This is a genomic window from Actinomadura parmotrematis, from assembly GCF_019458805.1.
In the GTDB taxonomy this organism is placed as follows: Bacteria; Actinomycetota; Actinomycetes; order Streptosporangiales; family Streptosporangiaceae; genus Spirillospora; species Spirillospora parmotrematis.
This window is the reverse complement of record NZ_JAIBOA010000019.1, coordinates 24,495-48,455: the sequence shown is the minus strand read 5'-3', so window position 1 is coordinate 48,455 and position 23,961 is coordinate 24,495. Positions and strand designations below refer to the sequence as shown.

Sequence of the window (23,961 nt, the reverse complement as noted above, 5' to 3'; positions counted from 1 at the left end):
GGCGCCCCGATCCGGCCGGGCGGCCCCCACGCCCCACAAGAGGCGGCAAAGAATGCGTGGTCAGGCGGGTTCCGACCCGGTGCCGGGCGGCGGCTGGGGCAGCACCAGCGGCTTGCGGCGGCGGATCCGCGGGCGCGGCACGCGGACGCGGCGGTCCTCGCCGGCGTCCGCGTCCTCGTCGCGCACGGGCGCGGCGAGCCGCGTCGGGCTGCTGCGGCCGCGCAGCGTGACGGCGCGTCCCGGCCGCCATTCCGCAGCCTCGTCGTCGGGCGCGGCGTCCAGCAGCCGCGCGGCGGCGAGGACGCGGGTGGAGGCCAGCTTGGCGAGGTCGCTGAGGCGGGCCGCCTCGTTCACCGGATCGCCGATGACGGTGTACTCGAAGCGCTGCTCGGCGCCGATGTAGCCGGCGACGACGGGCCCCGCCGACACCCCGATGCCGAACCCGACGTCCGGGACCGCCTCGCGCAGCAGCTCCGCCATCTCGCGGGCCGCGCCGAGCGCGCAGCCCGCGGCGCCGTCCAGCTCCGTCGGGGCGCCGAAGATGGCGAGGGCGGCGTCCCCCTCGAACTTGTTGATCCAGCCGCCGTGGCCGGCGACGGCGGTGACGACGGCGCCGAAGAACGTGTTGAGCAGCGCCACGACGTCGTCCGGGCTGCGGGTCTCGGCGAGCCGGGTGGACCCGGCGAGGTCCACGAACAGCACGGCGACCTCGCGGGTCTCGCCGCCGAGCTCGATGTCGCCGCTCTCCAGCGCGAGGCCCGCGACCTCCTCGCCGACGTGCCGGCCGAACAGGTCGCGCAGCCGCTCGCTCTCGCGCAGCCCCGTCACCATGTCGTTGAACCCGGCCTGCAGGCGGCCGACCTCGCTCGCGTCGTACACCTCCACCTCGGTGCCGAGGTCGCCGCGGGCGACCCGCGCCATGCCCGCGCGGACCGAGTGGATCGGATCGGCGATCGCCCGGATCGCCAGGTAGGACACGTAGGCGCCCACGACGATGGCGACGCCGCCGAGCCCGAGGATCGTCACCGCGAGCGCCCCCGCGCTGATCGTCGGGGTCGCGAGCGCGGCGACCGCCACGCAGATCAGGCCGAGCACCGGAATCGCGGTGCCGAGCGCCCACGCCAGCATCAGCCGCGTCGTGACTCCCGGCAGCCGGATGCGGCCCGGCTGCCCCGTAGCGAGGACGAGCGCCGCCGCAGGGCGCAGCAGCCGCTCCGACATCAGGTAGACGATGGTGCAGGTCGTCATCGCACCGAGCACGCACGTCAGGCCCGTCTTCACGCCCATCCGGGCGCCGAACAGCACGAAGTTCAGGGTCGCCCAGCCCGCCGCGCCGCTCGCCCACAGCACGCCGAGCAGCAGCGTCAGCCGGAGCGGTCCGAGCAGCACCGCGCGGCGCTGCACCGCGTCCGGGACGCCGCCGTCGCGCGCCAGCCGCACCACCGGACGCCACAGGTACAGGCCAGCGACCAGCACGAACGGCACCATGACGGCCGGATAGCCGAAGAACGCGGCGGTGTTGACCAGGCGCGTGTACTCGACGTCCTCCAGCGGCGGGTCCGGCACCACGAACATCGCGAAGAGCAGGACGACCGCCGCGCCGCCGATATTGGCGACCGCGACCACCACGAGCAGGACCCACCGCACGCGGAGCTCCAGCATCGTGCGGGGCACCCCGTACAGCTCCAGATGGGCGCCCAGGCTGCGCGCCACCGTTCTGCCGGACACGGCGCCTCCTCGGTCGACCGTGCGGAAGGTCGGATCGAGCCTAGGTCCAGGACCGCGCCGCCACCCATGATGTAGGTCCCACTATGGCAACCCTCACACGGGCCCGTCGAGATCCGTGATCTCAGGCGGGCTGCTCGGCCTCGACGGCGGGCGGTGCGGCGGCGGCGCGGCGCGCGAGCGGCCACCCCAGCCCGACGACCGCCAGCCAGCCGGCCATCACGTAGAGCGCGACGCGGGTGTCGTCCCCCCACGCGATCGTCGCGGCGACGAACGCGAAGAAGACCAGCACCAGCCAGCCCGTGTAGGGCGCGCCCGGCATCCGGTAGGGCGACCGCGGCAGCTCCCCGGCGTCGGCCCGGCGGCGGTAGACCAGGTGCGCGACGACGATCACGCCCCACACCAGGACGGCGCCGCCGGTGCCGACCGCGGTGATGTACTCGAACGCCTTGCCCGGCGCGACCACGTTGACCAGCACGCCCAACCCCATGATCAGCGTCGAGACGACGACGGTCGCCACCGGCACGCCCCGCCCGTTCAGCCGCGCGAACGCCTTCGGCGCGTCCCCGTTCACGCCGGCGGTGCGCAGCATCCGCGACGTCGAGTAGAGGCCGCCGGCGTTGCAGGACGACAGCGCGGCGGTCAGCACCACGAAGTTGACGATGTCGGCGCCGCCCGGGACGCCGATCCGGTCGAAGGCCAGCACGAACGGGCTGGCGCCGTCCCGGAACTCGGTCCAGCTCACCACCGACAGGATGACCAGCAGCGACCCGAGGTAGAACAGCGCGAACCGCACCGGCAGCGCGTTGATGGCGCGCGGGATCGTCCGCTCGGGGTCCTCGGCCTCGCTCGCCGTGACGCCGACCAGCTCGACGCCGAGGTAGGCGAACATCACCATCTGCAACGTCATCAGCACCGGTCCGGCACCCATCGGGAAGAACCCGCCGTCGTCCCACAGGTTCGTCACCGACGCCGTCCTCCCGGCGTCCCCGAACCCGAAGGCCAGCACGGCCAGCCCCACCCCGATCATCAGCACGATCGCGGCCACCTTGATCATCGCGAACCAGAACTCCAGCTCACCGAAGATCCGCACCGAGACCATGTTGACCGCGAACAGCACCACCAGCGCGACCAGCGCCGTCTGCCACCGCTCGACGTCCGGGAACCACTTCTGCACGTACGCGCCGGCTGCGGTGAGCTCCGCCATCCCGGTCGTCACCCAGATCGCCCAGTACGTCCACGTCGTCGCGTAACCCCAGAACGGGCCGAGGAACTCCCGCGCGTACCCCGCGAACCCGCCCTCCGCCCGCCGGTAGGCCAGCAGCTCCCCGAGCGCCCGCATCACCAGGAACAGCATCACCCCGGCCACCGCGTACGTGACGACGAGCCCCGGCCCAGCCTTCGCGATGTTCGCCCCGGCCCCGAGGAACAGCCCCGTCCCGATGGTCCCGCCGATCGCCAGCATCTGGACCTGCCGCGCCCCGAGCCCCCGCTGGTACGCGTCCTCACCCTCCGCCATGCCCGCTCCCCCGTTCCCCTCCGACGAGCGGCACCCCGCCGCCCCGCCCCGAACCCCCGAACGCTCCGCCCTCACCCCGTCACCGAGCGCGGCCCCATCCTCCCGCGCCGGCGCTCCCGGCCCCGCGCACGACCACGTCCTTTATCGAGTTGGCGCTCACCTCGGGCATCCCGTATGCTCATCCACGTCGCCAAGGACAAGCCCCCAAAGGCCCGGTCCGAGACACTCCTCCGAAGCGCTAGACTCGGAGGGCAGCAAGGTCCTGTGGAGCAGTTAGGAGTGCTCGCCACCCTGTCAAGGTGGAGGCCGCGGGTTCAAATCCCGTCAGGACCGCAGACGCGCGGATGCGCGTTCTGGGCAGGTAGCTCAGTCGGTACGAGCGTCCGCCTGAAAAGCGGAAGGTCGGCGGTTCGACCCCGCCCCTGCCCACACCTGTGACCTGCACGAAGCCCCGAGCGAAGATCGCTCGGGGCTTTTTTGGCAGCAATGGACTCAGCCGAGAGCATCCTTGGCCTTGCCGGGGTGGCTGGGACTGGTGGTGGGCTCGGTTGGCGGTATTTGGGGCGATGGCGGGTCTGGTCAGGGGACTTGGCCGGGGCAGTAGAAGGAGTTGCAGGGGCCTGCTCCGTTGACGGCGTCTATGGCCACGGGGCCGTTCTCTGTGAGCAGCACCAGAATGTTGTCGGTCAGCGAACCTGCGAGACCGTCGGCGCGATAGTGCCATGCTCGGCCGCCGGAGGGGTGGTAGGCGTCGATGTCGTTCGAGTGGTCCAGGACGATGAGGCCGGCGGAGGCTGCCAGGACATGTTGGGAGTCAGCGGTATCGGAGTTCCGGACTTGGAGCGTTCGGACGGCCCGTCCGGTGGCCGGGTCCAGGACGGACAGCCGGTCGTCCTTCCACTGCCACAGGCGGTGGTCGACGTAGTCCAGTGACGCGTGCGTCCCGGTCTCGTGCTGCCACAGGACGGCGCCGGAACGCAGGTCGAGCGCGGTCGCCACATGGTTGTTGTCCTCGGATGTCTCCGGTCCCAGATAGAAGATCCGCGAGCCGGATTGGCGGATGCTCGGCATTCCGGCGGCCGAGAAGTTCCGGTGCCAGAGTTCCTTGCCGCTCCGCGTGTCGAGTGCGTCCAGCGAGGAACGCCCCGTGTAAGAGCGGCATGCCACGAGGAGTACGTCAGGGGTGGCGGTGAACACCTTTTCTGTGTCCATTCCGCAGTGGTTCGGCAGCCATTTCCACCGGGTGACGCCCGTCGCGGCGTCGAGTCGCATCACGGTATCGGGTGTCTCGGCGTAGACGGCGCCTCCCGATGCGGCCACGTTCACGGTTCCGGAGGCCGCTTCGGGGATGAGCCGGCGGTACCACCGGGTTCTGCCGTCCGAGGGCGAAAGCGCGTAGACCGTCGAATCGCTGGTGAGGTACATCGCGGAGCCGGTGGGGATCGCCAGATCGCCGGAATTCGATGTCATCAGGGTCGGCGGTTCGAATTTCCATAGCCTGCGGCCCGTGTCCTTGTCGAGGGCCAGCAGTTCTGTGGACGTCGTCACGAAGAGCTTGGAGGATTGGCTGCCGGGTCCTGGGAGCATGGCGAAGGCGCCGTCGGTCTTGACGCGCCAAGGGCGCCAGCCGGCCGGATGGGCGCGGGCCGCCACGGGCCTGATGCCCAGCGGCCAGCCTTCCGCCGACACCACCAGCGCGGCGGCTGCGACGGCGGCGGCCAGGGCGGTGAAGCGGATCAGCAGCCGCCGTTTCGTGTCAGGGCGCGTGAGCCGGCGCCGCAGGCGTGTGCGTCTGCGCGGTGCCGGCGGGTTCGGCTTTCGGATGTCGGCCGTCAGGACGACCCTGCCGCGCCGGTGATCCTCGGCGAGCTCGCGCAACCGCGAAGCCATGAACCGCGCGCTGGTGGGCCTCTGGTACGGGCGCTTGGCGAGGGACTGCCGGACCAGGCGGGCGACTTCCGGGCCGACCTCCGGGCGGATCCCCGCCACGTCGGGCGGGCGGTTGCGGACGATCGCGAGGAGGACCTCCACGGCGGAGCCGCCGTGGAACGGTGTCTCACCGGTCAGCAGCTCGAACAGCATCGTGCCCACGGCGTACAGGTCGGACGCCGGTTCGGCGTCGCGTCCCTCGACCTGTTCGGGCGCCATGTAGTGCGGAGTTCCGATCAGCGCTCCGCTTTCGGTCAGCTTGGTGGCGGCGGGCAGGGTGATCCGGGCGATGCCGAAGTCCATGACCTTGATCGACCCGTCGGAGGCGATCATCACGTTGCTCGGCTTGATGTCGCGGTGGATCACCCCCTTCCGGTGGGTGTAGTCCAGGGCGTCGAGCACCTGGGCGGTCAGTTCGAGCGCGTCGGGCACCGGCAGGCGCCCGCCGCCGGCCCGCAGCCGCTCCACGCGCTCGGCGACGGTCTCGCCCTCGACGTACTCCATGACCAGGTAGGGCAGGTCGTCGCCGTCCAGGAACGCGCACCCGCTCTCGTGGACGGCCACGATCCGCGGGTGCGCGAGGCTCGCGACCACCGCCGCCTCGCGCTCGAAGCGACGGCGGAACTCGGCCCGGCGCACCAGTTCGGGAAGCATGAGCTTGACCGCCACCTGCCTATGCGAGGTGCGGTCGTACGCCAGGTGCACGGACGCCATTCCGCCGGCGCCGAGCGTTCGTGAGATCTCATAGCGGCCGAGCAGTACGCGCCCCTGCACGTGCGGGTCGAACGCCGATCCCGTTTCGCTGTTCCTCAGGGTTGGATCGTGCGTCGGCTCGCTCTCCGCGAAATCCGTCTCGGCTTCGGACGATGCGGACGGAGCGGTTCTGCGGGGCGGGGAAGGCGTTGACGGCGCGGTCGGCCGCGCGGCCTCGGCGCCCGGGGAGATGGTCTTCGTGCTCTCCGGATCGCGTGGGCCGCCGTGGAGGGGAGCGGCGGTCGGATCCTGGGGCTCTTCCGGGTGAGCGATCACCTGCACATTCCTCCCGCGCCCCGGTATTTGCCGAAGGAGTGCGGCCGGTCCGCCCGCATCCGGCCCTTGCGGGACAAGCATTCCGTCGAGTGCCGGATGGGTCAAGGTGTCTTTCCGGCATCCTCGGCATCGGTGGTGCGAGGGCGCGGCTGCCGGTCGTGTCCGCGCGGCGGGGAGAGCCTGTGCAGTGTCGTCGGCCCGGGGTCGTGCCGGCAGGAATCTGTTCCGCGGGCCTTTTCAAGTTTCGAAAAGCGTTCGCGACGGACTCATGGAACAGTGGCGGGGTGGGTGCGGTCGAGAACGGTCCGGGCGGCGAGAGCGGGGTCGGGCAGCGGGTGAGCGCGGCGGCCGATGTCTTCAACGCCGGTCGCGACCTGACCATCAACGATGCGACGCCGGTCCTGCCGTCCAGGCCGTTGCCGCCGGTCGATCGCGTGGACGCCCGGCATCTGGTGGGGCTGCCGCGGTCGCCGCGGCGGGTGTTCGTCGGCCGTGACCAGGTGCTGGCCGGGCTGCATCGCTCGCTGGGAGCCGGTGCCGGTGCGCCTCGGCAGGCCGAGGTCATCACCCAGCAGCCTCGTCCCGCTGTCGCCGATCCCGGTCCGGGCGGGGGCGGGCGGGTGCCGGACGGACGGGCCGTGGTGGGGCTGGGCGGGATCGGCAAGTCCGAGCTGGCGTTGCAGTACGCCCATCGTCACGCCGACGGCTACGAGCTGGTGTGGTGGATCAACGCCGAGACCTCCGAGGAGGTGCAGGCCGGGCTTGCCCGGTTGTGCCGCGAGCTGTGCATGCCGCTGGACTCGGCCGCCGCTACGCAGGCCCCCGCGGCGGAGGCCGCCGGGTGGGCGGTCGCCTGGCTGGCCGGGCATTCCGGTTGGCTGCTGGTCCTCGACAACGCCGAGGAGCCCGCCGACCTCGACGAGCTGCTGGCGCGCCTGAGCAGCCGCCCAGCGCGCGCGGAGCGGGAAGAGGGACGGGTGGGCGGGCGGGTGCTGATCACCAGCCGCCGCGCCACGGGCTGGGACGACCTCGCCACCGTCCTGGCATTGCCGGTCCTGGCGGCTGCGGAAGGGGCCGACCTGCTCGCTCAGACCACCGGCACCTCGCTCGACGCGCTCGCGCTGCGCGCCGGCTTCGGCGTGGAAGGCGGGGACGGCGGGGACGGCGAGGGCGGGCGGGTGCTGAGGGAGCTGGCCGAGGCGCTGGGCGGGCTGCCGCTGGCGCTGAACCAGGCCGGTGCCTATATCGCCACGGTCCCGGGCATGACGCCCGCTCTGTATCTGGAACGCCTGCGCGAAAGTCCGCATTGGGCGCTCCAGGCCCGGCCGCTGGTCGGCCTGGGCCGCGCCCGCCGGCCGCCGGCCGGCGCTGCGGCGCGCGGTGACCGCCAGGTGGTGGCCGCGACGTGGACGCTGACCATGGACAGCATCACCGCCGCCCTGCCGCTGGCCGGACGGGTGATGCGGATACTGGCCCGCTTCGCCCCCGACCGCCTGCCCCGGCGCGTCCTGGACGGCCTGCCCGGCGCCGCTCCCTGGCAGGTCGGGGAGGCGCTCGGGCTGCTGGCGGCTCACAGCATGATCGAGACGACTTCGGACGGCGGCCACGTCAGCGTGCACCGCCTCGTCCAGGCCGTCACCGACGCCGCCCTCACCGACGACGAACGCGCCGACGACCAGGAGCAGGCCGCCGACCTGCTCGCCCGATCCTTCCCCGAAGATCCGCGGTCGCTGGCGTCATGGCCGGTCTGGGGCGAACTCGTCCCGCATGCCCACGCCGCCCTGCATCCCGCTTCCGATGCCATGAGACGGGTCCTGAACTACCTGGACGCCAGTGGTGACTACCGCACCGCCCGCGACTTGGCCGCCACCCGCATCACCGCCTTGGAGTACAGCCTGGGTCCTGACCACCCCGAGACCTTCACCGCCCGCCACGACTTCGCCCGCTGGACCGGTGAGACCGGGGACGCCGCACGTGCCCGGGACCTTTACGCCGAACTGCTCCCGCACCGCGAACGCGTTCAAGGCGCCGACCATCCCGACACCCTCGCGACCCGCCACAATCTCGCCCGGTGGACGGGCGAGGCCGGGGACGCCGAACGCGCCCGCGACCTGTACACCGAGCTCCTCCCCCACCGCGAACGCATCTCCGGTCCCGACCACATCGGAGCTCTCGCCGCCCGCCACAATCTCGCCCGGTGGACGGGGGTGGCCGGGGACGCCGCGCGCGCCCGCGACCTGTACATCGAGCTCCTCCCGCACGAGGAGCGCATCCTTGGTCCCGATCACCCTGGCACCCTTGCCACCCGCCACAACCTCGCCGCCTGGACCGGCCACGCGGGGGACGCCGAGCGCGCCCGCGACCTGTACACCGAGCTCCTCCCCGACCGTGAGCGCGTCCTGGGCTCCTACCACCCTGAAACCCTCACCACCCGTGCCAATCTCGCTTACTGGACCGGCCACGCCGGGGACGCCGGGCACGCCCGCGACCTGTACATCGAGCTTCTCCCTCACCGTGAGCGCGTCCAGGGGCCCGATCATCCCGACACCCTCACCGCCCGCGCCAACCTCGCCCGCTGGACCGGTGAGGCCGGGGACGCCGCGCGCGCTCGCGAGCTGTATGCCGCGCTGCTCCTCGAGCGTGAGCGCGTACAGGGTCCCGACCATCCCGACTGCGTTGTCACGCGGCGCAATCTCGCCTACTGGACCGAGCGCGCGGAAGAGCGCTGAGCCCGGCGCGGTGGGGGTTCAGTGGCCGGTGTGTTGCAGGGGGGCGGTTCGGACGGAGGGTGTGGCGCCGTAGCCGAGGGTGGCCATCATGCCGAGTTCGGAGTGGTAGAGGTTGTGGCAGTGGAGCATCCACTCGCCCGGGTTGTCGGCGTCCAGGTCGACGGTGATCGTCTCGTTGGGGCGGGTGATGACGGTGTCCTTGCGGGGGCCGGTGCCCGCGCCGCCCACCTGGTAGGTGTGGCCGTGCAGATGGACGGGGTGCCAGATCTGGGTGGCGTTGGTGAAGGTGAGCCTGACGCGCTGGCCCTGGGTGACGGGGATTCTGAGCTGGCCGGCCGGGGGGCTGACGGGGGTGTTGGTGAGCGACCAGGTGGTGCCGAGGGGGCCGCTGCCGAGGTAGAGGCGGACGGTCTGGTCCGGTTGGCGGGGCGGCAGGTCGACGGACGGGTCGGCGGAGAGGCGGGCGAGGGTCAGCAGGTCGCCGGACAGTTCGGGGACGGTGACGGTGGCGGGCGGGGCGGTGCCGGGGGCGGTGCGGACGAGGGCGAAGGCGCGGGCGCTCTTGCCTTCGGCCTCGGCGACGAGCGGGTGGACGCCCGATTTGAGGGTGACCAGGACGTCGTAGCGCTCCCCCATGCCGATGATGAGGGTGTCGGCGGTGACGTGCTCGACGGGGAAGCCGTCGGTGTGGGTGACGGTGAGGCGGTGGCCGCCGAGGGCGACGCGGTAGGCGGTGTCGGAGGCGGCGTTGATGAGGCGGACGCGGGCGCGCTGGCCCGGGGACGCGGTGAAGGTGACGGGGGCGGCCGGGGTCCTGCCGTTGACGAGGTGGTGCGGGTAGACGACGTGCCCGGCCTGGCCGCCGAGCGCGTTGCTGTACATGGGCGGCGGGTTGAGGGTGCCGGCGTGGAGGCGGGCGAGGACGGCGTCGGGGGTGGTGCCGGTCCCGTCGATCCAGTCGTCGAGGACGACGACGAACTCGGCGTCGTAGGCGAGCGGCTCGTGCGGGTCGTCGACGATCAGGGGACCGTAGACGCCGCGGTCGAGCTGCATGCCGTAGTGCGAGTGGTAGAAGTACGTGCCCGGGTCGGGGACGGTGAAGCGGTAGTCGAAGGACCCGCCGGGCGGCGTCGGGGTCTGGGTGATGGGGGCGCCGTCCATGGCGTTGGCGAGCCGGACGCCGTGCCAGTGGACGGTCGTCGGGTCGGGCAGGCCGTTGAGGAGCTGCGCCCAGACGGTGCCGCCGGCGGCGGCGCGGATGAGCGGGCCGGGCACGGCGTCGCCGAAGCGCCAGGTCTGGACGGTGCGGCCGCCGATGTCGGCGGTGCCGGGTGCGGGGGCGAGCCGCTGGAAGGTGTCGGCGGCGAGGGCCGGGCGGAACAGGCCGCGGGCGGCCAGGCCGCCGGCGGCGGTGAGGGCGACGGCGGCGGTGCCCTGGAGCAGGCGGCGGCGCGTCGGGCCGGGGTGGGAGGGGCGCGAGGGCTCGGGCATGGTGGCCTCCGGGGTTCCCTCGCAGTGTGGGCGCGGTCGTCGCGGTCGCCAGGGCGGGCGTTCCGGCCAGCGGACCGGTCGCGGCGGTCCGGTGGGCGGGACGGCGGCGTTGTTGCGGGGGGCGCGGGACTCCAGGTTGGGGCGGACTGTCCCCTTCTCTCGGAGGTTCGCATGGGAGTCCTGAAGTTCGCCGCCGTCGCGGCGGCGGCCGTGCTCGGCGCCGGTGTCGCCGCCGGTCCGGCCTCGGCCGCGCCGCCCGTTCCCGACGAGGTGGAGTCGGCGTGGGTCGCGCACCGGCTCATCACGCTGTACGTCGACACGCCCGACGGGCCGGACGCGGGCCCGAGCGACGCGCGGCCCGACGCCGACGTGTTCCTCACCGCGCCGCAGGACCCGGCGAACCCGCTGGACCCGGGCGTGGTCATCCCGTCGCCGCCCGCGCCGCAGCCGATCATCGTGCCGGTGCACGACACCGTCCTGGACGGGCCGCACGGTCCCGCCGACTGCTTCGGCGTGCAGGTGCTGCCCGCCGCGGGGGCGCGGCCGGGCACGGTCCTCACCCGGCCGGACCCGAACGGCGGCGCGACGCTCGCCTACGCCGTCGTCGTGGGCGGGCACCGGGTCGCGCTGACGAGCGGCCCCGTGATCCGGCTGGCGGCGAAGGTCGGGCTGGTGACGCTGGACCGGTCGTGGCCGGGGTACGGCGGGACGTGCTGGACGGGGGCCCGGCGCTGACCCGCCCGCGCTGACCTGCACGGTCCGCCTGGCGGACCGCCGCGCTGTCTCGGGCCGGTTCCGCGATCAACCATGAGGCCAACGCGCACCCGCTCACCCCAGGAGGTTCGATGCGCACCTTCCTCACCGGTCTCGCCGTGACGGCGGCGGCCCTCGGCGCGATGGCCGTGCCGGCGTCCGCCGCGAGCACGAACGTCTACTACGAGACCGTCGCCGACGGCGACACCCAGTTCATCCCGGCCTGCATCCCGGGGCCGGACAACCCGACCTGCGACCCGCGCGGCGCGGGCAGCGTGCTGATCTCCAACGGCTCGCTGGCGTACACGCAGGGCGGCGCCACCGTCGGTTCGGTCAGCACCCGCTGCACCACCACCCGCAAGGTCGGCAACGACTACTACGGCGTGTGCACCGACGTGCTGACCACCCCCCAGGGCAAGTTCACCGCGGTCGGCGAGATCAACGAGAGCGCGCTGGAGCGGTACGAGGCGCAGAACCTCTGCCTGACGGGCGCGTACGGCACCCTGACCGTCCAGCAGGTCGTCTACCCGAACGTCTTCAAGCTGACGGTCGCGCGGCACTAGCCCGCAGGCAACGGTAAGGACGGAGCGGTCGGGCCCTGTGAAGGAGGGCCCGGCCGCTTCGCCGTCTCCATGATGCCCCACGGACCCGGCGAAGCGGCGGCGGCCTCAGGGACGGCCGGTGGCGCGGCGGAGCGCGGCGGTGAAGGCGGCGGGCTCGTACCGCGGCAGGACGGCGGCGAGGTGCCCGTCGGGGCGGACGAGGTGGACGCTGCGGTCCGTGGCGTCCAGGGCGCCGGCGAGGGCGCCGGCGGGGTCCAGGTCCGGCAGGGCGTGGACGCGGGCCGGGAAGGGGACGCCGGCGGCGTCGCGCTCGGCCGCCGCGCGGTCGGCGGCGTCGGCGACCAGGACGGTGAAGCCGTCGCCGAACAGGTCGCGGAGCCGCGTGCCGCTGTCGCACGGGCCGTCCGGGCAGAGGACGCCGGGGACGGGCGGGCGGGCCGCGCCCGGCTCCGTCGGGAAGTCCGCAAGGGACCCGGCGGGGGTCGTGAGCGGCGAGTCCAGGTACCAGAACGGTTCGGCGAGCTTGCCGGAGTCGATGGACGCGCGCGCGTCCGGGTCGGCGAGCGCGGCCTTCAGCGCGGTGGTGCGCCGGTGGCGCTGGTCGTCGTCCTGCGGGACGAGGAACTCCATGGTGCGGGTGGTGACGCGCAGGTTCTCGGCGGCGGCGGCGCGGCGCTCGGCGTCGTAGGAGTCCAGGAGGGCGTCCGGGGCATGGCCGTGCCGGACGGCGGCGAGCTTCCAGGCGAGGTTCTCGGCGTCCTGGAGGCCGGAGTTGAGGCCGCGGGCGCCGAACGGCGCGTACAGGTGGGCGGCGTCGCCGGCGAGGAGGCCGCGGCCGCGGCGGAAGGTCGCGGCGCACCGCTCGTGGAAGCGGTAGGCGCTGGCCCACACCACCTCGTACGGGGCGTCGCCGGTGATCGCGCGGATGCGGGCGTCGAGGGCGCCGGAGGCGCGGTCGGCGGCCAGGTCGTAGTCGGCGGGGACCTGCCAGTCGATGCGCCAGACCCCGTCGGGGCACTGGTGCAGCAGGACCTGGCGGCCGGGGTTCCAGGCGGGGTCGAAGAAGAACCGCCGCTCGCTGGGGAACGGCAGGTCGGCGCGGATGTCGCAGATGAGGAACTGGTCGGCGAAGGAGCGGCCGGGGAAGTCCACGCCGAGGAGCTGCCGGACGGTGCTGCGCGCCCCGTCGGTGCCGACGACGTGGCTGCCGTACAGGCCGATGCGGGCGTGCGGGGTCGCGGCGTCCACCTCGACGCCGTCGCCGGTGTCGCGGAGCCCGATGACGGGATGCCCGAAGCGGACGTCGATGAGGGGCTGCGCGGCGACGAGCGCGGCGAGGTGGGCCTCGACCTCGGTCTGCGAGATGTTGATCCACGGCGGGACGGCGCCCGGGTCGGGGCTCGGGAAGGTGACGGAGAACAGCTCGCGGTCGCCGTAGTAGGTGCGCCCGGTCGTCCAGGTCACGCCGCGGTCGACGAGCGCGCGGGCGGGGCCGAGGCGGCCGAGGAGGTCCAGGACGTCGCGCTGGAAGCAGATCGCCTTGGACCCGACGGCGTCGCGGCGCGCGGCGGCCTCCAGGACGGTCGACGGCACCTCGTGGCGGGCCAGGAACAGCGCGGTGGCGAGGCCGACCGGGCCCGCGCCGACGATGATGACGGGGTCCATGTCAGTCCTGGAGCTCGGCCCAGACGGCGCGGTCGCGCTCGGCGGTCCAGACGCGGGGGCGCTCGGTGCCGGACAGCTCGTCCCAGAGGCGCGCGACGTCGAACGGCAGGCAGTGCTCGAAGATGGGCCAGCGGCCGTAGCGGGGTTCCAGCTCGGCGTGCACCTCCTGGAACGCCTCCTTGAGCGTGCCGCCGCGGGCCTGGACGGCGCCGACCCGCTCGATCATGACGGTGAGGAAGCCGCGGGTCTGCGCGATGGCCGCGTCGACGGCGTCCCGGCCGCGGGCGACGGCGCCGCGGCCGCCGACGAGGGCCTCGGCGCCGAGCGCCGCGACGCGGTCGAGGGTGCCGGCCGCCCAGTCGCGGTGGAAGGCGTCGCCGGTGTACAGGGCGGCCTGGGATTCCACCAGGTCCCCGGCGAACAGGATCTTGTGGCGCGGGAGCCAGGCGACGATGTCGCCCTCGGTGTGGCCGCGCCCGCAGTACAGCAGCTCCAGCGTGCCGCGGTCGCCGCCCAGGTGGATGGTGAACCGGTCGTTGAACGTGGCGGTCGGCCAGGTGAGGCCGGGGATGGAGTCGGGGTCCTTGAACAGGCGCGGCATCCGGCCGTACTCGCTCGCCCAGTCCTCGGCGCCGCGCTCGGCGATCAGCGCGCGGGTCTGGTCGTGCGCGACGATCACGTCGGCGTCGAAGGCGCTCGCGCCGAGGACGCGGACGGCGTGGTAGTGCGAGAGCACCAGGTAGCGGACGGGCTTGTCGGTGTGCTCGCGCAGCCGGGCGAGCCACTCGCGGGCCGCGGCGGGCGTCGCGAGGGCCTCGAAGCAGACCACGAAGTCCTCGCCCTCGACGGCGCCCACGTTGGGGTCGCCCTCGGCGGTGAGGGCGTAGACGCCGTCGGCGAGGACCTCCAGGCTCTGCTGCTTCTCGGTGAGGTCGGCGGAGGAGGCGAAGGGCTTCACGGGTGGAGCTCCCATGGGGTCGGGGGGACGGGCGCGGTCACGCGCCGTCGCGGTCCAGGAAGGCGGCGACGGCGGCGTGGTAGTCGTGCGGGCGCTCTTCCTGCAGATGGTGCGCCGCGCGGTCCATGACGTAAAGGCGGCCGCGCGGCACCATGCGGGCCAGCATCAGCGGGTAGTCGGGGGTGAGGAACGCGTCCTGCATGCCCCAGCAGAACAGGGTGGGGGCCTCGATGGCGCCGAGCCGCCCGGTGAGGTCCTGCCAGTCGCCGCGCGGGCTGTCGGAGCGCGCGGCGAGCGCCATCTCGTCGGGGTCGAGGCTCTGCTCGTAGCGCATCGTGACGGTCTCGTCGGGGACGGCGCCCGGGTCGTACCACTCCAGGCGCGCGATGAGGTCGCGCATCTTGGCCCAGGACGGGCCGTCGCCGCCGTAGTAGGCGTCGCGCGCGTTGCGTCCCCGCCGGCCGCCTTCGGGCAGCGGGGCGAGCGGCCCGTAGAACACCGGCATGGAGCCGGTGACGACCAGGGACCGGACGCGTTCGGGGTACTCGGCGGCGAGGTTCAGCGCGATGGTGCCGCCCCAGGAGTTGCAGACGAAGTCGGCGCGCTCGATGCCGAGGGCGTCCATCAGGTCGACGGTGCGGGCGGCGTGGAAGTCCCACATCGGCCCGGTGATGGTGCACTTGTCGGACCGGCCGTACTGCAGCAGGTCGGGCAGCAGGCAGCGCCGGTCGCGGGCGAACAGCGGCGCGACCTGGCCGAAGTCGCTCCAGGCGGTGCAGCCGGGGCCGCCTCCGTGCAGGAAGAAGGTCGGGGCGCCCTGTCCCATCTCGATGAGGTGGTAGGTGACGTCGCCCGCCTCGACGAACGCGCCCGGCGGCGGTTCGGTCCGTCCCAGCATGGGTGTTCCTCCAGAAGGGGTCGGGGTCAGCGCAGGAAGTCCAGGACGAGGTGCGCGAAGGGGCCGGCCTGGTACTCCAGCGGCACCATGCCGCCCTCGATGACGGCCGTGGCGGCGTCGGCGAGGTGCGCGGCGAGCGGTTCCAGGTCGGGGAAGGCGAACGGGTCGGCCGAGGCGCCGACGCACAGCGTCGCGCAGCCGACGAGGCCGATGCGCTCCTCCATCCGGTAGGCGCTGACGGCCCGGTGGCCGGCCTCGACGTCGGGCCAGACGGCCAGGGCGTCGCGGACGAAGCGGGTCAGCAGGTCGGGGCGGTCCGGCGGGTAGAACGCGGTGCGCCGGTTCCACAGCTCGGTGAGGTGCGACCCGTCGGGCTTCTCGGCGACCTCGTCCACGGCGGGACGGTCCTTCCGGCGCGCGCGCGCCGCCGCGTCCAGGTAGGGGGTGGACGACAGCACCAGCCGCCGGACGCGCGCGGGTGCGGCGGCGGCGACCTCCAAGGCGACGACGCCGCCGGTGTGGTGGCCGGCGAGGTCGACCGTCTCCAGGCCGAGCGCGTCGAGCAGGTCGAGGACGCCGGCGGCGTAGGAGGCGATGGAGTGCTCGGCGCCGCGCGCGGACGCCCCGAACCCGATCAGGTCGGGGGCGATGGCGCGGTGCCGGGCGCCGAGGATCGGCAGCACCTCGCGGAACTCGTCCCACGAGCGCGGCGACTGGTGGAGCAGCACGACGGGCGGGCCGGCGCCGTGCTCGGCGTAGTGGACGCGGCCGCGCGGCGTCGCCGCGTAGCCGAACGTCGTCGCGGGCACGGTCACGAGGCCGCCTTGAGGAACTCCAGCGACAGCGGGTTGTAGATCTCGTGGCGCTCGTGCTGGGGCCAGTGGCCGCAGTCGTCGAACAGCTCCAGGCGCGAGCCGGGGATCGCCTCGTGCATGGCGCGGGCCTCGGGCACCTCCCCGAAGGGGTTGTTGCGGCCCCACACCACCAGCGTCGGCGCGGTGATGCGGGCGAGGCGGTCGGGGCGCAGCAGGTTGCGCTGCCGGGTCTCCATGTCCTGGAGGCAGAGCAGGTTGCCGACGTTGGCGACGAAGTCGGGCCGGTGGTAGATGCGGTGCCGGATCTCCACGAGCTCCTCGGACACGTCGCGCTCGGGGTCGTGCATGAGGAGGTGCAGGCGAGCGCGGGTGAGGTCGATGTCGTCGGTCTCGACGGCGCGGCGGGTGGAGGTGCGGATCCGCTCCATGATCTTCGGGTCGGCCTTGGTGCCGCCGGCCGCCAGGAGCTGCAGCGACGCGACGCGCCCGGGGTCCTCGGACGCGAGCCAGGCGGCGACCCAGCCGCCGAGCGACTCCCCCACCAGGTGCGCGCGGCCGATGCCGGCGGCGTCCAGGTAGGCGGCGAGGTGCTCGACGTAGCGGGGGATCTCGTAGGGGTGGTCGGGCTTGCCGGTGTAGCCGTGCCCGAGCATGTCGATCGCGTGGCAGCGGTACCCGGCGGCGGCGTGCGCGGGCAGGTTGCGGACGAACGCCTCCAGGTGCCCGCTCGTGCCGTGCAGGAACACGACCGGCGGGCCGTCCGCCGGGCCCGCCTGCACGGCGCGGGTGGTGACGCCGCCCGCGTCGACGAAGGTCTGGGCGACGTCGACGCCGGTCAGCTCGGTCCAGATGGTCATGCGCGGGTCTCCTCGGGGGCGGCGGGGTCGATGACGGCCACGGCCATGCCGGTGAGCCAGTCGGGGACGGGGGCGTAGGCGAGGGTGCGGCCGGGCGCGTGGCCGAGGGCGGCGGCCATGACGAGCCAGGTGCGGACCTCCTGGGCGCCGTTGCCGGCCTCGCGCTCCAGGTCGGCGGTGCTGAGCCAGCCGACGCGGGTGGTGCGGCCGGTCTCCAGCAGGTGCAGGAACTCGGCGTCGAACTCGGGGGTGATGACGCTCGGCGCGGCGCGGATGATCTCGCGGCGGCGGGTGTCGTAGCGGGACCAGTCGCCGCGCCCGTTCAGCCACGCCTCGACCATGAACTCCTCGTCGTCGCCCTCGGGGGCGCGCCAGTCGGGCCAGGGCAGCCGGTGCGACAGGCCGCCGGAGCCGATGACGGCGACGCGCCGGTCGTCGGGGAAGGAGCGGACGGCCGCGCGCAGCGCCGCGCCGAGGTCCAGGCAGCGGGCGGTGGTCGGCAGCGGCGGCGCGAACACGTTCACCACGAGCGGGACGAGGTCCACGTCCAGGCCGTCCAGCAGGTACTGGACGGCGTGCGACTGGCCGTGGTCGATCTGGAGGCGGGCCGAGAAGGCGGGGTCGAAGCCGCCGTCCACGAGCTGCTCGGCGAGGTGCCGGGCGAGCGGCACGTCCACCGGCTGCGGCCCCTTCGGGGTGCCGGACTCGCCGCTGGCCACGCACTCGCCGACGCCGATGGTGAAGGCGGGGACGAGGTCGAGCCACATGCCGCGGAAGTGGTTGGAGCCGACGATGATCGCGGTGTCGGGGCGGGCGGCGGCGATGAGGTCGCGGGCCTCGCGCAGCCCGTCGCGGAACCGCGTCGCCTCCTCCTTCGCGCGGGTCTGGTCCCAGTGGGTGTTCATCAGCGTGCTGTGGGAGGCGCCGACGCCGAGCACGATCTCACCGGGCATCGGTCACCCCGATCACGTCGACGGCGACCCGGACGAGCAGCCGGGTGAGGCGTTCCATCTCGGTGAGGTCCACGGTGTTCATGCCCATCTGGAAATCGGCGGACGGATCGGGAGTCAGGGCGTCCGTGCGCACCTTGGGCATCCCGACGCGGACGGTCGGGACGCCGCGCGCGCGCAGGATATTGGCGTCGGTGGCGCCGGAGTTGCCGGTGACCGGCGCGAACGCGGCGCCGGCGGCCTCCTCCCAGGCGGCGACGGTCGCGGTGACGACGGGGTCGGCCGGGTCGGTGCGGGTGCCGGGGATGGCGAGGACCATGTCCCAGTCCAGGTCCGCACCCGTTTCCTTGGCGATGGCGTCGATCGCCTGGGCGAACTCGCGTTTGGCCTGCATCGGGGACAGGTCCGGCGGCAACCTCAGATCGCAGCGCAGGCGGCACGCGGCGGGAGTCACGGCGGCCATCCGCATCCAGCCGCCCTCGATGGCGGCGACGACGCCTTGCGGCGCGACCGTCCCGGCGGTGTGCCGGTCGGCGAACTCGGCGAACCAGCCGTCCAGGGCGGCGGCGACGCGCCCGGCGTCCACGATCGCGTTGCGGTAGGGCAGGCGGTGGCGGCTGCCGACGTAGGTGTGGGTGCCGTGCACGGTCACCTCGAACCAGGCGAGGCCGACCTCCTCGTGCGACACCGTCCAGCCGGGCTTGGCGATGACGGCGTGGTCGGCCCACAGGCCCTGTTCGAGGAGGAACGAGCAGCCCGCGCCCTGCCCGGTGTGACGGCGCGGGTCGCCGTCCAGGGCGAGGGCGTTCGTCGGCATGCCGCCCGCGCCGAGCCCGACGAGCAGGTCTCCGGCGAGGGGGACGCCGGCGGCGGCGATCGCCTCGGCGGCCGCGATAACGCAGGCGGCGTGCCCCTTGGGGTTGCCGGCGCCGAGGCCGGTGACGAGGTCGCCGTGGACGGCCGGTTCGGGGCGCGTGTCGGGGCGCAGCTCCGGGCCGATCCAGGGGACGTCGGCGTCGGCGCGGCCCGCCGTCAGGGTGTCGACGGGGGCGTAGAGGAGCAGGTCGGGGCCGTGGCCGGCGCCGGGCAGGCGGGCCCAGGCGGACGCCTGGCGGTCGTCCATGTCGAGCGTCCCGGCGCGCAGCCCGGCGGCGGCGAGCTCGGCCGCCGCGTGGCGGGCGAGCGGCGCCTCGTCGCCGGTCGGGCTCGGGATGGCGACCAGGCCGCAGACCAGCTCGCGCAGGCGCGCCCGGTCGATGCGGGCGCGCGCCGCCTCCGTCCAGCTCACTGGTTGATCCGGTGGACCTGGGTGCGGCTGTGGCGGCGGGCCCAGCGCCAGCCGGCGGTGCCGGCGGCGGCGAGGAGGGCGGTGAGGAGGAGGGCGCGCATGTCAGGCGTCCTTGTTCTTGGGGGCGGCGGGGTTCTCGACGGCGGCGAGCTTGGCGGTGTAGTCCTTCTCGGCGAGGCCCCGCCAGGCGGTCAGCGACACGTCGGGGCGGTAGAGCTTCTCGGGCGGGGCGTCGGTGACGTCGACCATCCAGGCGTCCTGGCCGGAGAACTGGCCGTGGAACAGCCACCGGATCCAGCCGAGGTACTTGAGGTAGAAGCGGGCGGTCGCGGCGCCCTCCAGGAAGTTGACCATCACGCCGACGTAGCGGTGGTGGTCGGCGTCGACGGGCACGTAGAACTCGTAGTGGATGAAGCCGGGGTAGGCGATGCGCAGCACGCCCGGCATCGACACCGACGCGAAGCCGGGGAAGTCCTGGGCGGCGATGACCGGGTCGACCTTCTTCGCGGCGCCGGTGTTGCCGATGTTGGAGGCGGCGCCGTCCTTGGCGGCGGGCGGCGACAGCTTCCACCAGCGCTTGTTGGTCCAGCGGCCGAGGCCGGGGAAGTCGGCCTCCCAGTACTGCTCCAGCTGGCGGCGGTAGATCCAGCGGCCGCGCTGCTCGATGCGTGTCACGTTCCACGTCGGCATCGCCTTGAACAGGCGCCACAGCGACGTGCGGTGCAGGTACTTGGCGTGGCCCTCGTCGTAGCCGTTCTCGCAGGCGAACCGCCAGTTGCCGGTGCGGTCGTCGATGCGGCCGCCCATGACGAAGGGCGTCCCGACGAGCTCCTCGGGGAGCTGCTCGTCGATCGGCGGGGCGTCCTCGCCGGCGATCGGGACGTACACCCAGACCATGCCGAGGCGCTCGGCGACGGGGTAGGTCGCGACGCGGGCCTTGCCGCAGATCGGCGACCGCGGCCCGTCGGTGATCGCGGCGACGAGGTCGCCGTCCGCCAGGTCGAACGTCCAGCCGTGGTAGGCGCAGCTCAGCGTGCCGGGGAACTCGCGGCGGCCGAGCGACAGCGGGACGCCGCGGTGCGGGCAGCGGTCGTGCAGCGCGTGCACCGTCCCCCTGTCGCGGACGAGGACGATCGCGTCCCCGCACAGCCGGATCCCGGTGGGCTTCCCGGTGACGTGGCTGGACCAGGTCACCGGGTACCAGTAGCCGCGGAACCCGGCCGCCGCGGCGTTGTAGTGCGGCCAGGTGGACCAGTCCTGACGGCCCGGCGCCCGGCTCCGTGTCTGCGAATCGGCTCGTGTCACGCGACGATCGTCGGCCCGTGACCTGCTCCGATCCAAGGAACGGGGTCCGTCCAACGGAACGGCCGTCTTGGGACGTTCCAGCGGCCGACCGAGACTCTTCGCACCGGGCCGGACGGGCCCGGACGCGGAGGGAGACGAGCACATGCGGATGAAGGCCCTCCTCGCCGGGACCGCGGTCGCGGCGCTGGCCGCCGGCTGCGGCGGATCCTCGGGCGGGAGCGGCCCGGTCGCCCTCCGGATGGCCTGGGGCGTGCCGGGCGACGAGATCAAGTACGTGATGCAGGCGCTGCCCGCCGCGGCCCCGAACCAGGGGCGCTGCTACCGGCCGGTGTGGAAGCAGCTCACCAACACCGCGCAGGGCGCGCAGGAGCTCGCCGCCGGAACGCTGGACGGCGCGACCGTCGGGGCGCTCGCCGTCGGCGCGGCGGTGGAGAAGGGCGCCGGCATGGTCGTCGCCGGGGAGATGTTCGCCGAGCGCAAGCCGAACTTCACCACCACCTGGCTGGTGCGCAAGGACGGCCCGGTCCGCTCGGCCGCCGACCTGCGGGGCCGCAAGGTCGCGACGGCGGGCATCGGCACCCCCACCTACTACGTGCAGGTCCGCTACCTCCAGGAGCGGGCGGGGCTGCGGGCCGGCAAGGACTACCAGAACCCCGAGCTGCCCTACGCCCAGCAGGAGGAGGCGCTCGCCTCGGGCCGGGTGGACGCCGGCGTGTTCGCGCAGCCCTTCTACGCCAAGGCGATGGCGACCGGGCGGTTCCGGCCGCTGTTCCAGGTCGCCGACGTGCACGACAACATGCCGCAGCTCCTCCAGGTGTTCAACCGGCGGTTCGTCAAGGCCCACCCGGAGGCGGCGCGCTGCTTCATGAAGGACTTCGCCGCCGTCGCGCGGTACGTCGCCGACCCGGCCCACCGGGACGCCGTCATCGCCGCCGAGGCGAAGATCGCCAAGATTCCGGCGGGGGCGCTGCGCGGCTACCTGATGACCCGCCAGGACTACCACCGGCCGGCGGGCGGCGCGGTGGACGTCGCCGCGCTCCAGGCCACCTGGGACTTCTTCCAGGGCGCCGGGGTGCTGCACGAGAAGCTCGACGCGGCCGCGCAGACCGACCCGTCGCTCACCCTGCGGGACGGCGCGTGACGGCCGCCGGGCCGCCGGGCGGGACGCGGCCCAAGCTGCGTCTCGCCGGCGTCGCCAAGGAGTACACCGGCCGGCGGCGCGGCACCGTCCGCGCGATCGGCGGCGTCGACCTGGACGTGCGGCCCGGCGAGTTCGTCAGCCTGGTCGGCCCGTCGGGCTGCGGGAAGTCCACCCTGCTCTACATCATCGGCGGGTTCGTCGCGGCGAGCGGCGGCACCGTCGACTGCGACGGCCGGCCGGTGACCGCGCCCGGCCCCGACCGCGGCATCGTCTTCCAGGAGTTCGCGCTGTTCCCCTGGCGGACGGTCGCCGGGAACGTGGCGTGGGCGCTCGCCCGGCGCGGCGTCCCGCGCGCCGAGCGGCCCGCCGCGACCGCGCGGCTGCTGGAGACGGTCGGGCTCGCGGAGGTGGCGCGGCTCTACCCGGCGGAGCTGTCGGGCGGCATGAAGCAGCGGGTGGCGATCGCCCGGACGCTCGCGCAGGACCCCGACGTGCTGCTGATGGACGAGCCGTTCGGCGCGCTGGACGCCCAGACCCGCGCGCTGCTCCAGGAGGAGCTGCTCGCCGTCTGGGAGCGGACGGGCAAGACGGTGGTGTTCGTCACCCACAGCGTGGAGGAGGCCCTGTACCTGTCGGACCGGGTGGTGGTGCTGTCGCGGCGCCCCGCGCGGGTGCTGGAGGTGATCGAGCCGGGGTTCGCGCGGCCGCGCGACCGCGAGAAGGTCCTCGCCGACCCCGCCTACCCGGCCCTGCACGCCCGCGTCTGGGAGCTGCTGCGCGCGGGCGGGGCGGCATGAGCCCGGCGCGGCGCCTCGCGGTGTCGGCCGCGTCGGTCGCGGTGCTCTGCGGCTGCTGGGAGGCCGCGCCCCGGCTCGGGCTCGCGCCGGACGCGTCGCTGCCGCCGCTGTCGCGGGTGCTCGCCGGGACGGCGGCGGTGCTCGGCGACGCCGCCTTCCGCGACCAGCTCGCGGTCTCGGCGGCGCGGTGGGCGGCCGGGCTCGGCTGCGCGGTGCTGGCCGGCGTCCCGCTCGGCGTCGCGATGGGGCGGGCGCCGCTGCTCCGCCGCCTCGTCGAGCCGCTGCTCGCGCTGCTGTACCCGGTGCCGAAGGTCGCGCTCGTCGTGCCGCTGCTGCTCGTCCTCGGGCAGCGGATGCCGGCCGGGCGGGCGGACGAGACCGCGCGGGTCGCGGTGATCGCGCTCGGCTGCCTGATCCCGCTCACCGTGTCGGCGGCGCACGGGGCCGCCGGCGTCGAGCCGCGGCTGCTCTGGACGGCGCGCGCGGCGGGCGCGGGACGGGTCCGGCGGCTCGCCGCGGTGGTGCTGCCCGCCGCGCTGCCGCAGGTGCTGTCGGGGCTGCGGATCGCGCTCGCGGTGTCGCTGTTCACGCTGGTCGGCGCGGAGCTGCTGGTGCGCGGGCAGGGCGTCGGCGCCTACCTGTTCGACGCCTACGACATCGGCGAGTACACGCGGGTGTGGGCGGTGACCGTGCTGGTCGCCGCGACCGGCCTGGTGCTGGACACCGGGTACGCGCTCGCCGTCCGGCGGCTGCTGCCGTGGTGGGAGGGGGAGGTATGAGCCGGCTGCTCGCCCGCTGCGGGCCGCTGCTCGCGGTCCTCGCGGTGCTCGGCGCCTGGTGGGCCGCCGCGGCGACCGGGGCGCTCGCCGACCCGTTCGTGCTGCCCGCGCCGGGCGCGGTGGCGCGCGCCGCCGCCGCCCTGTGGCGGGACGGGACGCTGCCGCACGAGCTCGGCGTCACCCTCGGCCGGACGCTCGCGGCGTTCGCGCTCGCGCTCGCCGCCGGCGCCGCCATGGGCCTCGCGATGGGCCGCTCGGCGACGGCGCGGGCGGCGCTGCGGCCGCTCGTCGGGCTCGGCTTCGCCACCCCGAAGATCGCGCTGTTCCCCGCGCTGGTCATCCTGCTCGGGCTCGGCTCGGGCGCCAAGGTCGCGCTCGGCTTCGCCGAGGCGGTGTTCCCGATCGCCGCCGCGACGGCGGCGGCCGCGTCGCAGGTGCCGGTGCCGCTGGTGTGGTCGGCGCGCGCCGCGGGCGCCTCGCGGGCGGCCGTCGCGCTGCGCGTCGTGCTGCCCGCCGCGCTGCCCGGCCTGCTGTCGGGGGCGCGGATCGGGCTGGTCGGCGCCGTCATCGGCGTCTACATCGGCGAGATGGTGGCCTCCAGCGACGGCCTCGGCCACCTGATGGTGGCCGGCTGGCGGCAGCTGGAGACCGACCGGCTGTACGTGTCGGTGGCGGCGGTGTCGCTGCTCGGCTTCGCGCTGGACGCGCTGCTGCTGCTCGCCCGCCGCCGCCTGCTGCGCTGGGCGCCCGAGCAGGCGGCCTGACCGGCC

At 74.2% G+C, this 23,961-nt stretch carries 19 protein-coding genes and 2 tRNA genes; 9 read left to right on the top strand and 12 right to left on the bottom strand.

Annotated elements, in window-relative coordinates:
• Positions 1 to 60: 60 nt before the first annotated feature.
• Positions 61 to 1,728 (bottom strand): adenylate/guanylate cyclase domain-containing protein, encoded by a 1,668-nt coding sequence (locus K1Y72_RS26155; RefSeq protein ID WP_308287237.1) that lies wholly within the window; start codon positions 1,726 to 1,728, stop codon positions 61 to 63.
• A gap of 121 nt (positions 1,729 to 1,849) precedes the next feature.
• Positions 1,850 to 3,244, bottom strand: coding sequence for an amino acid permease (locus tag K1Y72_RS26150; RefSeq protein WP_220169127.1), 1,395 nt, complete (start codon positions 3,242 to 3,244; stop codon positions 1,850 to 1,852).
• A 258-nt stretch (positions 3,245 to 3,502) separates the two neighbouring features.
• Here K1Y72_RS26150 and K1Y72_RS26145 point away from each other — a divergent pair.
• Both K1Y72_RS26145 and K1Y72_RS26140 read left to right on the top strand, forming a co-directional pair.
• A tRNA-Asp gene (locus K1Y72_RS26145) sits at positions 3,503 to 3,577 on the top strand.
• A 22-nt stretch (positions 3,578 to 3,599) separates the two neighbouring features.
• Positions 3,600 to 3,673, top strand: a tRNA-Phe gene (locus K1Y72_RS26140).
• Between the two features lie 150 nt (positions 3,674 to 3,823).
• Here K1Y72_RS26140 and K1Y72_RS26135 read toward each other — a convergent pair.
• Complete coding sequence (locus tag K1Y72_RS26135; protein WP_220169126.1) at positions 3,824 to 6,202, bottom strand: serine/threonine-protein kinase; 2,379 nt, start codon at positions 6,200 to 6,202, stop codon at positions 3,824 to 3,826.
• A 284-nt stretch (positions 6,203 to 6,486) separates the two neighbouring features.
• Here K1Y72_RS26135 and K1Y72_RS37360 point away from each other — a divergent pair, with 284 nt between their 5' ends.
• Positions 6,487 to 8,931 (top strand): tetratricopeptide repeat protein, encoded by a 2,445-nt coding sequence (locus K1Y72_RS37360; RefSeq protein WP_220169125.1) that lies wholly within the window; start codon positions 6,487 to 6,489, stop codon positions 8,929 to 8,931.
• A gap of 18 nt (positions 8,932 to 8,949) precedes the next feature.
• Here K1Y72_RS37360 and K1Y72_RS26125 read toward each other — a convergent pair whose 3' ends face one another.
• Positions 8,950 to 10,422, bottom strand: a complete 1,473-nt coding sequence (locus tag K1Y72_RS26125; protein WP_220169124.1) for a multicopper oxidase family protein — start codon at positions 10,420 to 10,422, stop codon at positions 8,950 to 8,952.
• A gap of 171 nt (positions 10,423 to 10,593) precedes the next feature.
• Between K1Y72_RS26125 and K1Y72_RS26120 the strand changes: the two genes are divergently transcribed.
• Positions 10,594 to 11,157 carry a hypothetical protein gene (locus tag K1Y72_RS26120; protein ID WP_220169123.1) on the top strand — a complete coding sequence of 188 codons (564 nt, stop codon included), beginning with the start codon at positions 10,594 to 10,596 and terminating at the stop codon, positions 11,155 to 11,157.
• 110 nt (positions 11,158 to 11,267) lie between these two features.
• On the top strand, positions 11,268 to 11,738 hold the full coding sequence (locus tag K1Y72_RS26115) for a hypothetical protein (protein WP_220169122.1): 471 nt from the start codon (positions 11,268 to 11,270) through the stop codon (positions 11,736 to 11,738).
• A gap of 105 nt (positions 11,739 to 11,843) precedes the next feature.
• Here K1Y72_RS26115 and K1Y72_RS26110 read toward each other — a convergent pair whose 3' ends face one another.
• The 8 genes from K1Y72_RS26110 to K1Y72_RS26075 form a co-directional block, all read right to left on the bottom strand.
• On the bottom strand, positions 11,844 to 13,403 hold the full coding sequence (locus tag K1Y72_RS26110; RefSeq protein ID WP_220169121.1) for an FAD-dependent monooxygenase: 1,560 nt from the start codon (positions 13,401 to 13,403) through the stop codon (positions 11,844 to 11,846).
• A gap of 1 nt (position 13,404) precedes the next feature.
• Positions 13,405 to 14,376 carry an MBL fold metallo-hydrolase gene (locus K1Y72_RS26105; RefSeq protein WP_220169120.1) on the bottom strand — a complete coding sequence of 324 codons (972 nt, stop codon included), beginning with the start codon at positions 14,374 to 14,376 and terminating at the stop codon, positions 13,405 to 13,407.
• A gap of 22 nt (positions 14,377 to 14,398) precedes the next feature.
• Positions 14,399 to 15,259, bottom strand: coding sequence for an alpha/beta fold hydrolase (locus K1Y72_RS26100; protein ID WP_220169119.1), 861 nt, complete (start codon positions 15,257 to 15,259; stop codon positions 14,399 to 14,401).
• Between the two features lie 26 nt (positions 15,260 to 15,285).
• Positions 15,286 to 16,074 (bottom strand): alpha/beta fold hydrolase, encoded by a 789-nt coding sequence (locus K1Y72_RS26095; protein WP_220169118.1) that lies wholly within the window; start codon positions 16,072 to 16,074, stop codon positions 15,286 to 15,288.
• Complete coding sequence (locus K1Y72_RS26090; RefSeq protein ID WP_220169117.1) at positions 16,071 to 16,931, bottom strand: alpha/beta fold hydrolase; 861 nt, start codon at positions 16,929 to 16,931, stop codon at positions 16,071 to 16,073. The genes K1Y72_RS26095 and K1Y72_RS26090 overlap by 4 nt, the downstream gene beginning before the upstream one ends.
• Positions 16,928 to 17,884, bottom strand: coding sequence for a DODA-type extradiol aromatic ring-opening family dioxygenase (locus tag K1Y72_RS26085; RefSeq protein ID WP_220169116.1), 957 nt, complete (start codon positions 17,882 to 17,884; stop codon positions 16,928 to 16,930). Before K1Y72_RS26085 ends, K1Y72_RS26090 begins: the two co-directional genes overlap by 4 nt.
• Complete coding sequence (locus K1Y72_RS37355) at positions 17,874 to 19,169, bottom strand: peptidase dimerization domain-containing protein (protein WP_220169115.1); 1,296 nt, start codon at positions 19,167 to 19,169, stop codon at positions 17,874 to 17,876. Before K1Y72_RS37355 ends, K1Y72_RS26085 begins: the two co-directional genes overlap by 11 nt.
• A 102-nt stretch (positions 19,170 to 19,271) precedes the next feature.
• A complete protein-coding gene (locus tag K1Y72_RS26075; protein ID WP_220169114.1) occupies positions 19,272 to 20,474 on the bottom strand; it encodes a Rieske 2Fe-2S domain-containing protein in 1,203 nt (400 codons plus the stop codon).
• 142 nt (positions 20,475 to 20,616) lie between these two features.
• On the opposite strand from K1Y72_RS26075, the gene K1Y72_RS26070 reads away from it, so the two are divergent.
• Genes K1Y72_RS26070 through K1Y72_RS26055 form a run of 4 tightly spaced genes read left to right on the top strand, consistent with a single transcriptional unit; the run spans position 20,617 to position 23,955 of the window.
• A complete protein-coding gene (locus K1Y72_RS26070; RefSeq protein ID WP_220169113.1) occupies positions 20,617 to 21,615 on the top strand; it encodes an ABC transporter substrate-binding protein in 999 nt (332 codons plus the stop codon).
• A complete protein-coding gene (locus K1Y72_RS26065; protein ID WP_308287235.1) occupies positions 21,612 to 22,412 on the top strand; it encodes an ABC transporter ATP-binding protein in 801 nt (266 codons plus the stop codon). The genes K1Y72_RS26070 and K1Y72_RS26065 overlap by 4 nt, the downstream gene beginning before the upstream one ends.
• Positions 22,409 to 23,191 carry an ABC transporter permease gene (locus K1Y72_RS26060; RefSeq protein WP_220169112.1) on the top strand — a complete coding sequence of 261 codons (783 nt, stop codon included), beginning with the start codon at positions 22,409 to 22,411 and terminating at the stop codon, positions 23,189 to 23,191. The genes K1Y72_RS26065 and K1Y72_RS26060 overlap by 4 nt, the downstream gene beginning before the upstream one ends.
• The gene (locus K1Y72_RS26055; protein WP_220169111.1) at positions 23,188 to 23,955 is read left to right on the top strand and encodes an ABC transporter permease; all 768 of its coding nucleotides are present in this window, start codon (positions 23,188 to 23,190) and stop codon (positions 23,953 to 23,955) included. The genes K1Y72_RS26060 and K1Y72_RS26055 overlap by 4 nt, the downstream gene beginning before the upstream one ends.
• The last annotated feature ends 6 nt before the right edge of the window (positions 23,956 to 23,961 follow it).

Coding starts and splice junctions, on each gene's coding strand:
- K1Y72_RS26120 (WP_220169123.1), top strand. CDS start 10,594: ATGGGAGTCCTGAAGTTCGCCGCCGTCGCGGCGGCGGCCGTGCTCGGC.
- K1Y72_RS26060 (WP_220169112.1), top strand. CDS start 22,409: ATGAGCCCGGCGCGGCGCCTCGCGGTGTCGGCCGCGTCGGTCGCGGTG.
- K1Y72_RS26070 (WP_220169113.1), top strand. CDS start 20,617: ATGCGGATGAAGGCCCTCCTCGCCGGGACCGCGGTCGCGGCGCTGGCC.
- K1Y72_RS26110 (WP_220169121.1), bottom strand. CDS start 13,403: ATGGACCCCGTCATCATCGTCGGCGCGGGCCCGGTCGGCCTCGCCACC.
- K1Y72_RS26090 (WP_220169117.1), bottom strand. CDS start 16,931: ATGACCATCTGGACCGAGCTGACCGGCGTCGACGTCGCCCAGACCTTC.
- K1Y72_RS26085 (WP_220169116.1), bottom strand. CDS start 17,884: ATGCCCGGTGAGATCGTGCTCGGCGTCGGCGCCTCCCACAGCACGCTG.
- K1Y72_RS26055 (WP_220169111.1), top strand. CDS start 23,188: ATGAGCCGGCTGCTCGCCCGCTGCGGGCCGCTGCTCGCGGTCCTCGCG.
- K1Y72_RS26125 (WP_220169124.1), bottom strand. CDS start 10,422: ATGCCCGAGCCCTCGCGCCCCTCCCACCCCGGCCCGACGCGCCGCCGC.
- K1Y72_RS26105 (WP_220169120.1), bottom strand. CDS start 14,376: ATGGGAGCTCCACCCGTGAAGCCCTTCGCCTCCTCCGCCGACCTCACC.
- K1Y72_RS26115 (WP_220169122.1), top strand. CDS start 11,268: ATGCGCACCTTCCTCACCGGTCTCGCCGTGACGGCGGCGGCCCTCGGC.
- K1Y72_RS26100 (WP_220169119.1), bottom strand. CDS start 15,259: ATGCTGGGACGGACCGAACCGCCGCCGGGCGCGTTCGTCGAGGCGGGC.
- K1Y72_RS26150 (WP_220169127.1), bottom strand. CDS start 3,244: ATGGCGGAGGGTGAGGACGCGTACCAGCGGGGGCTCGGGGCGCGGCAG.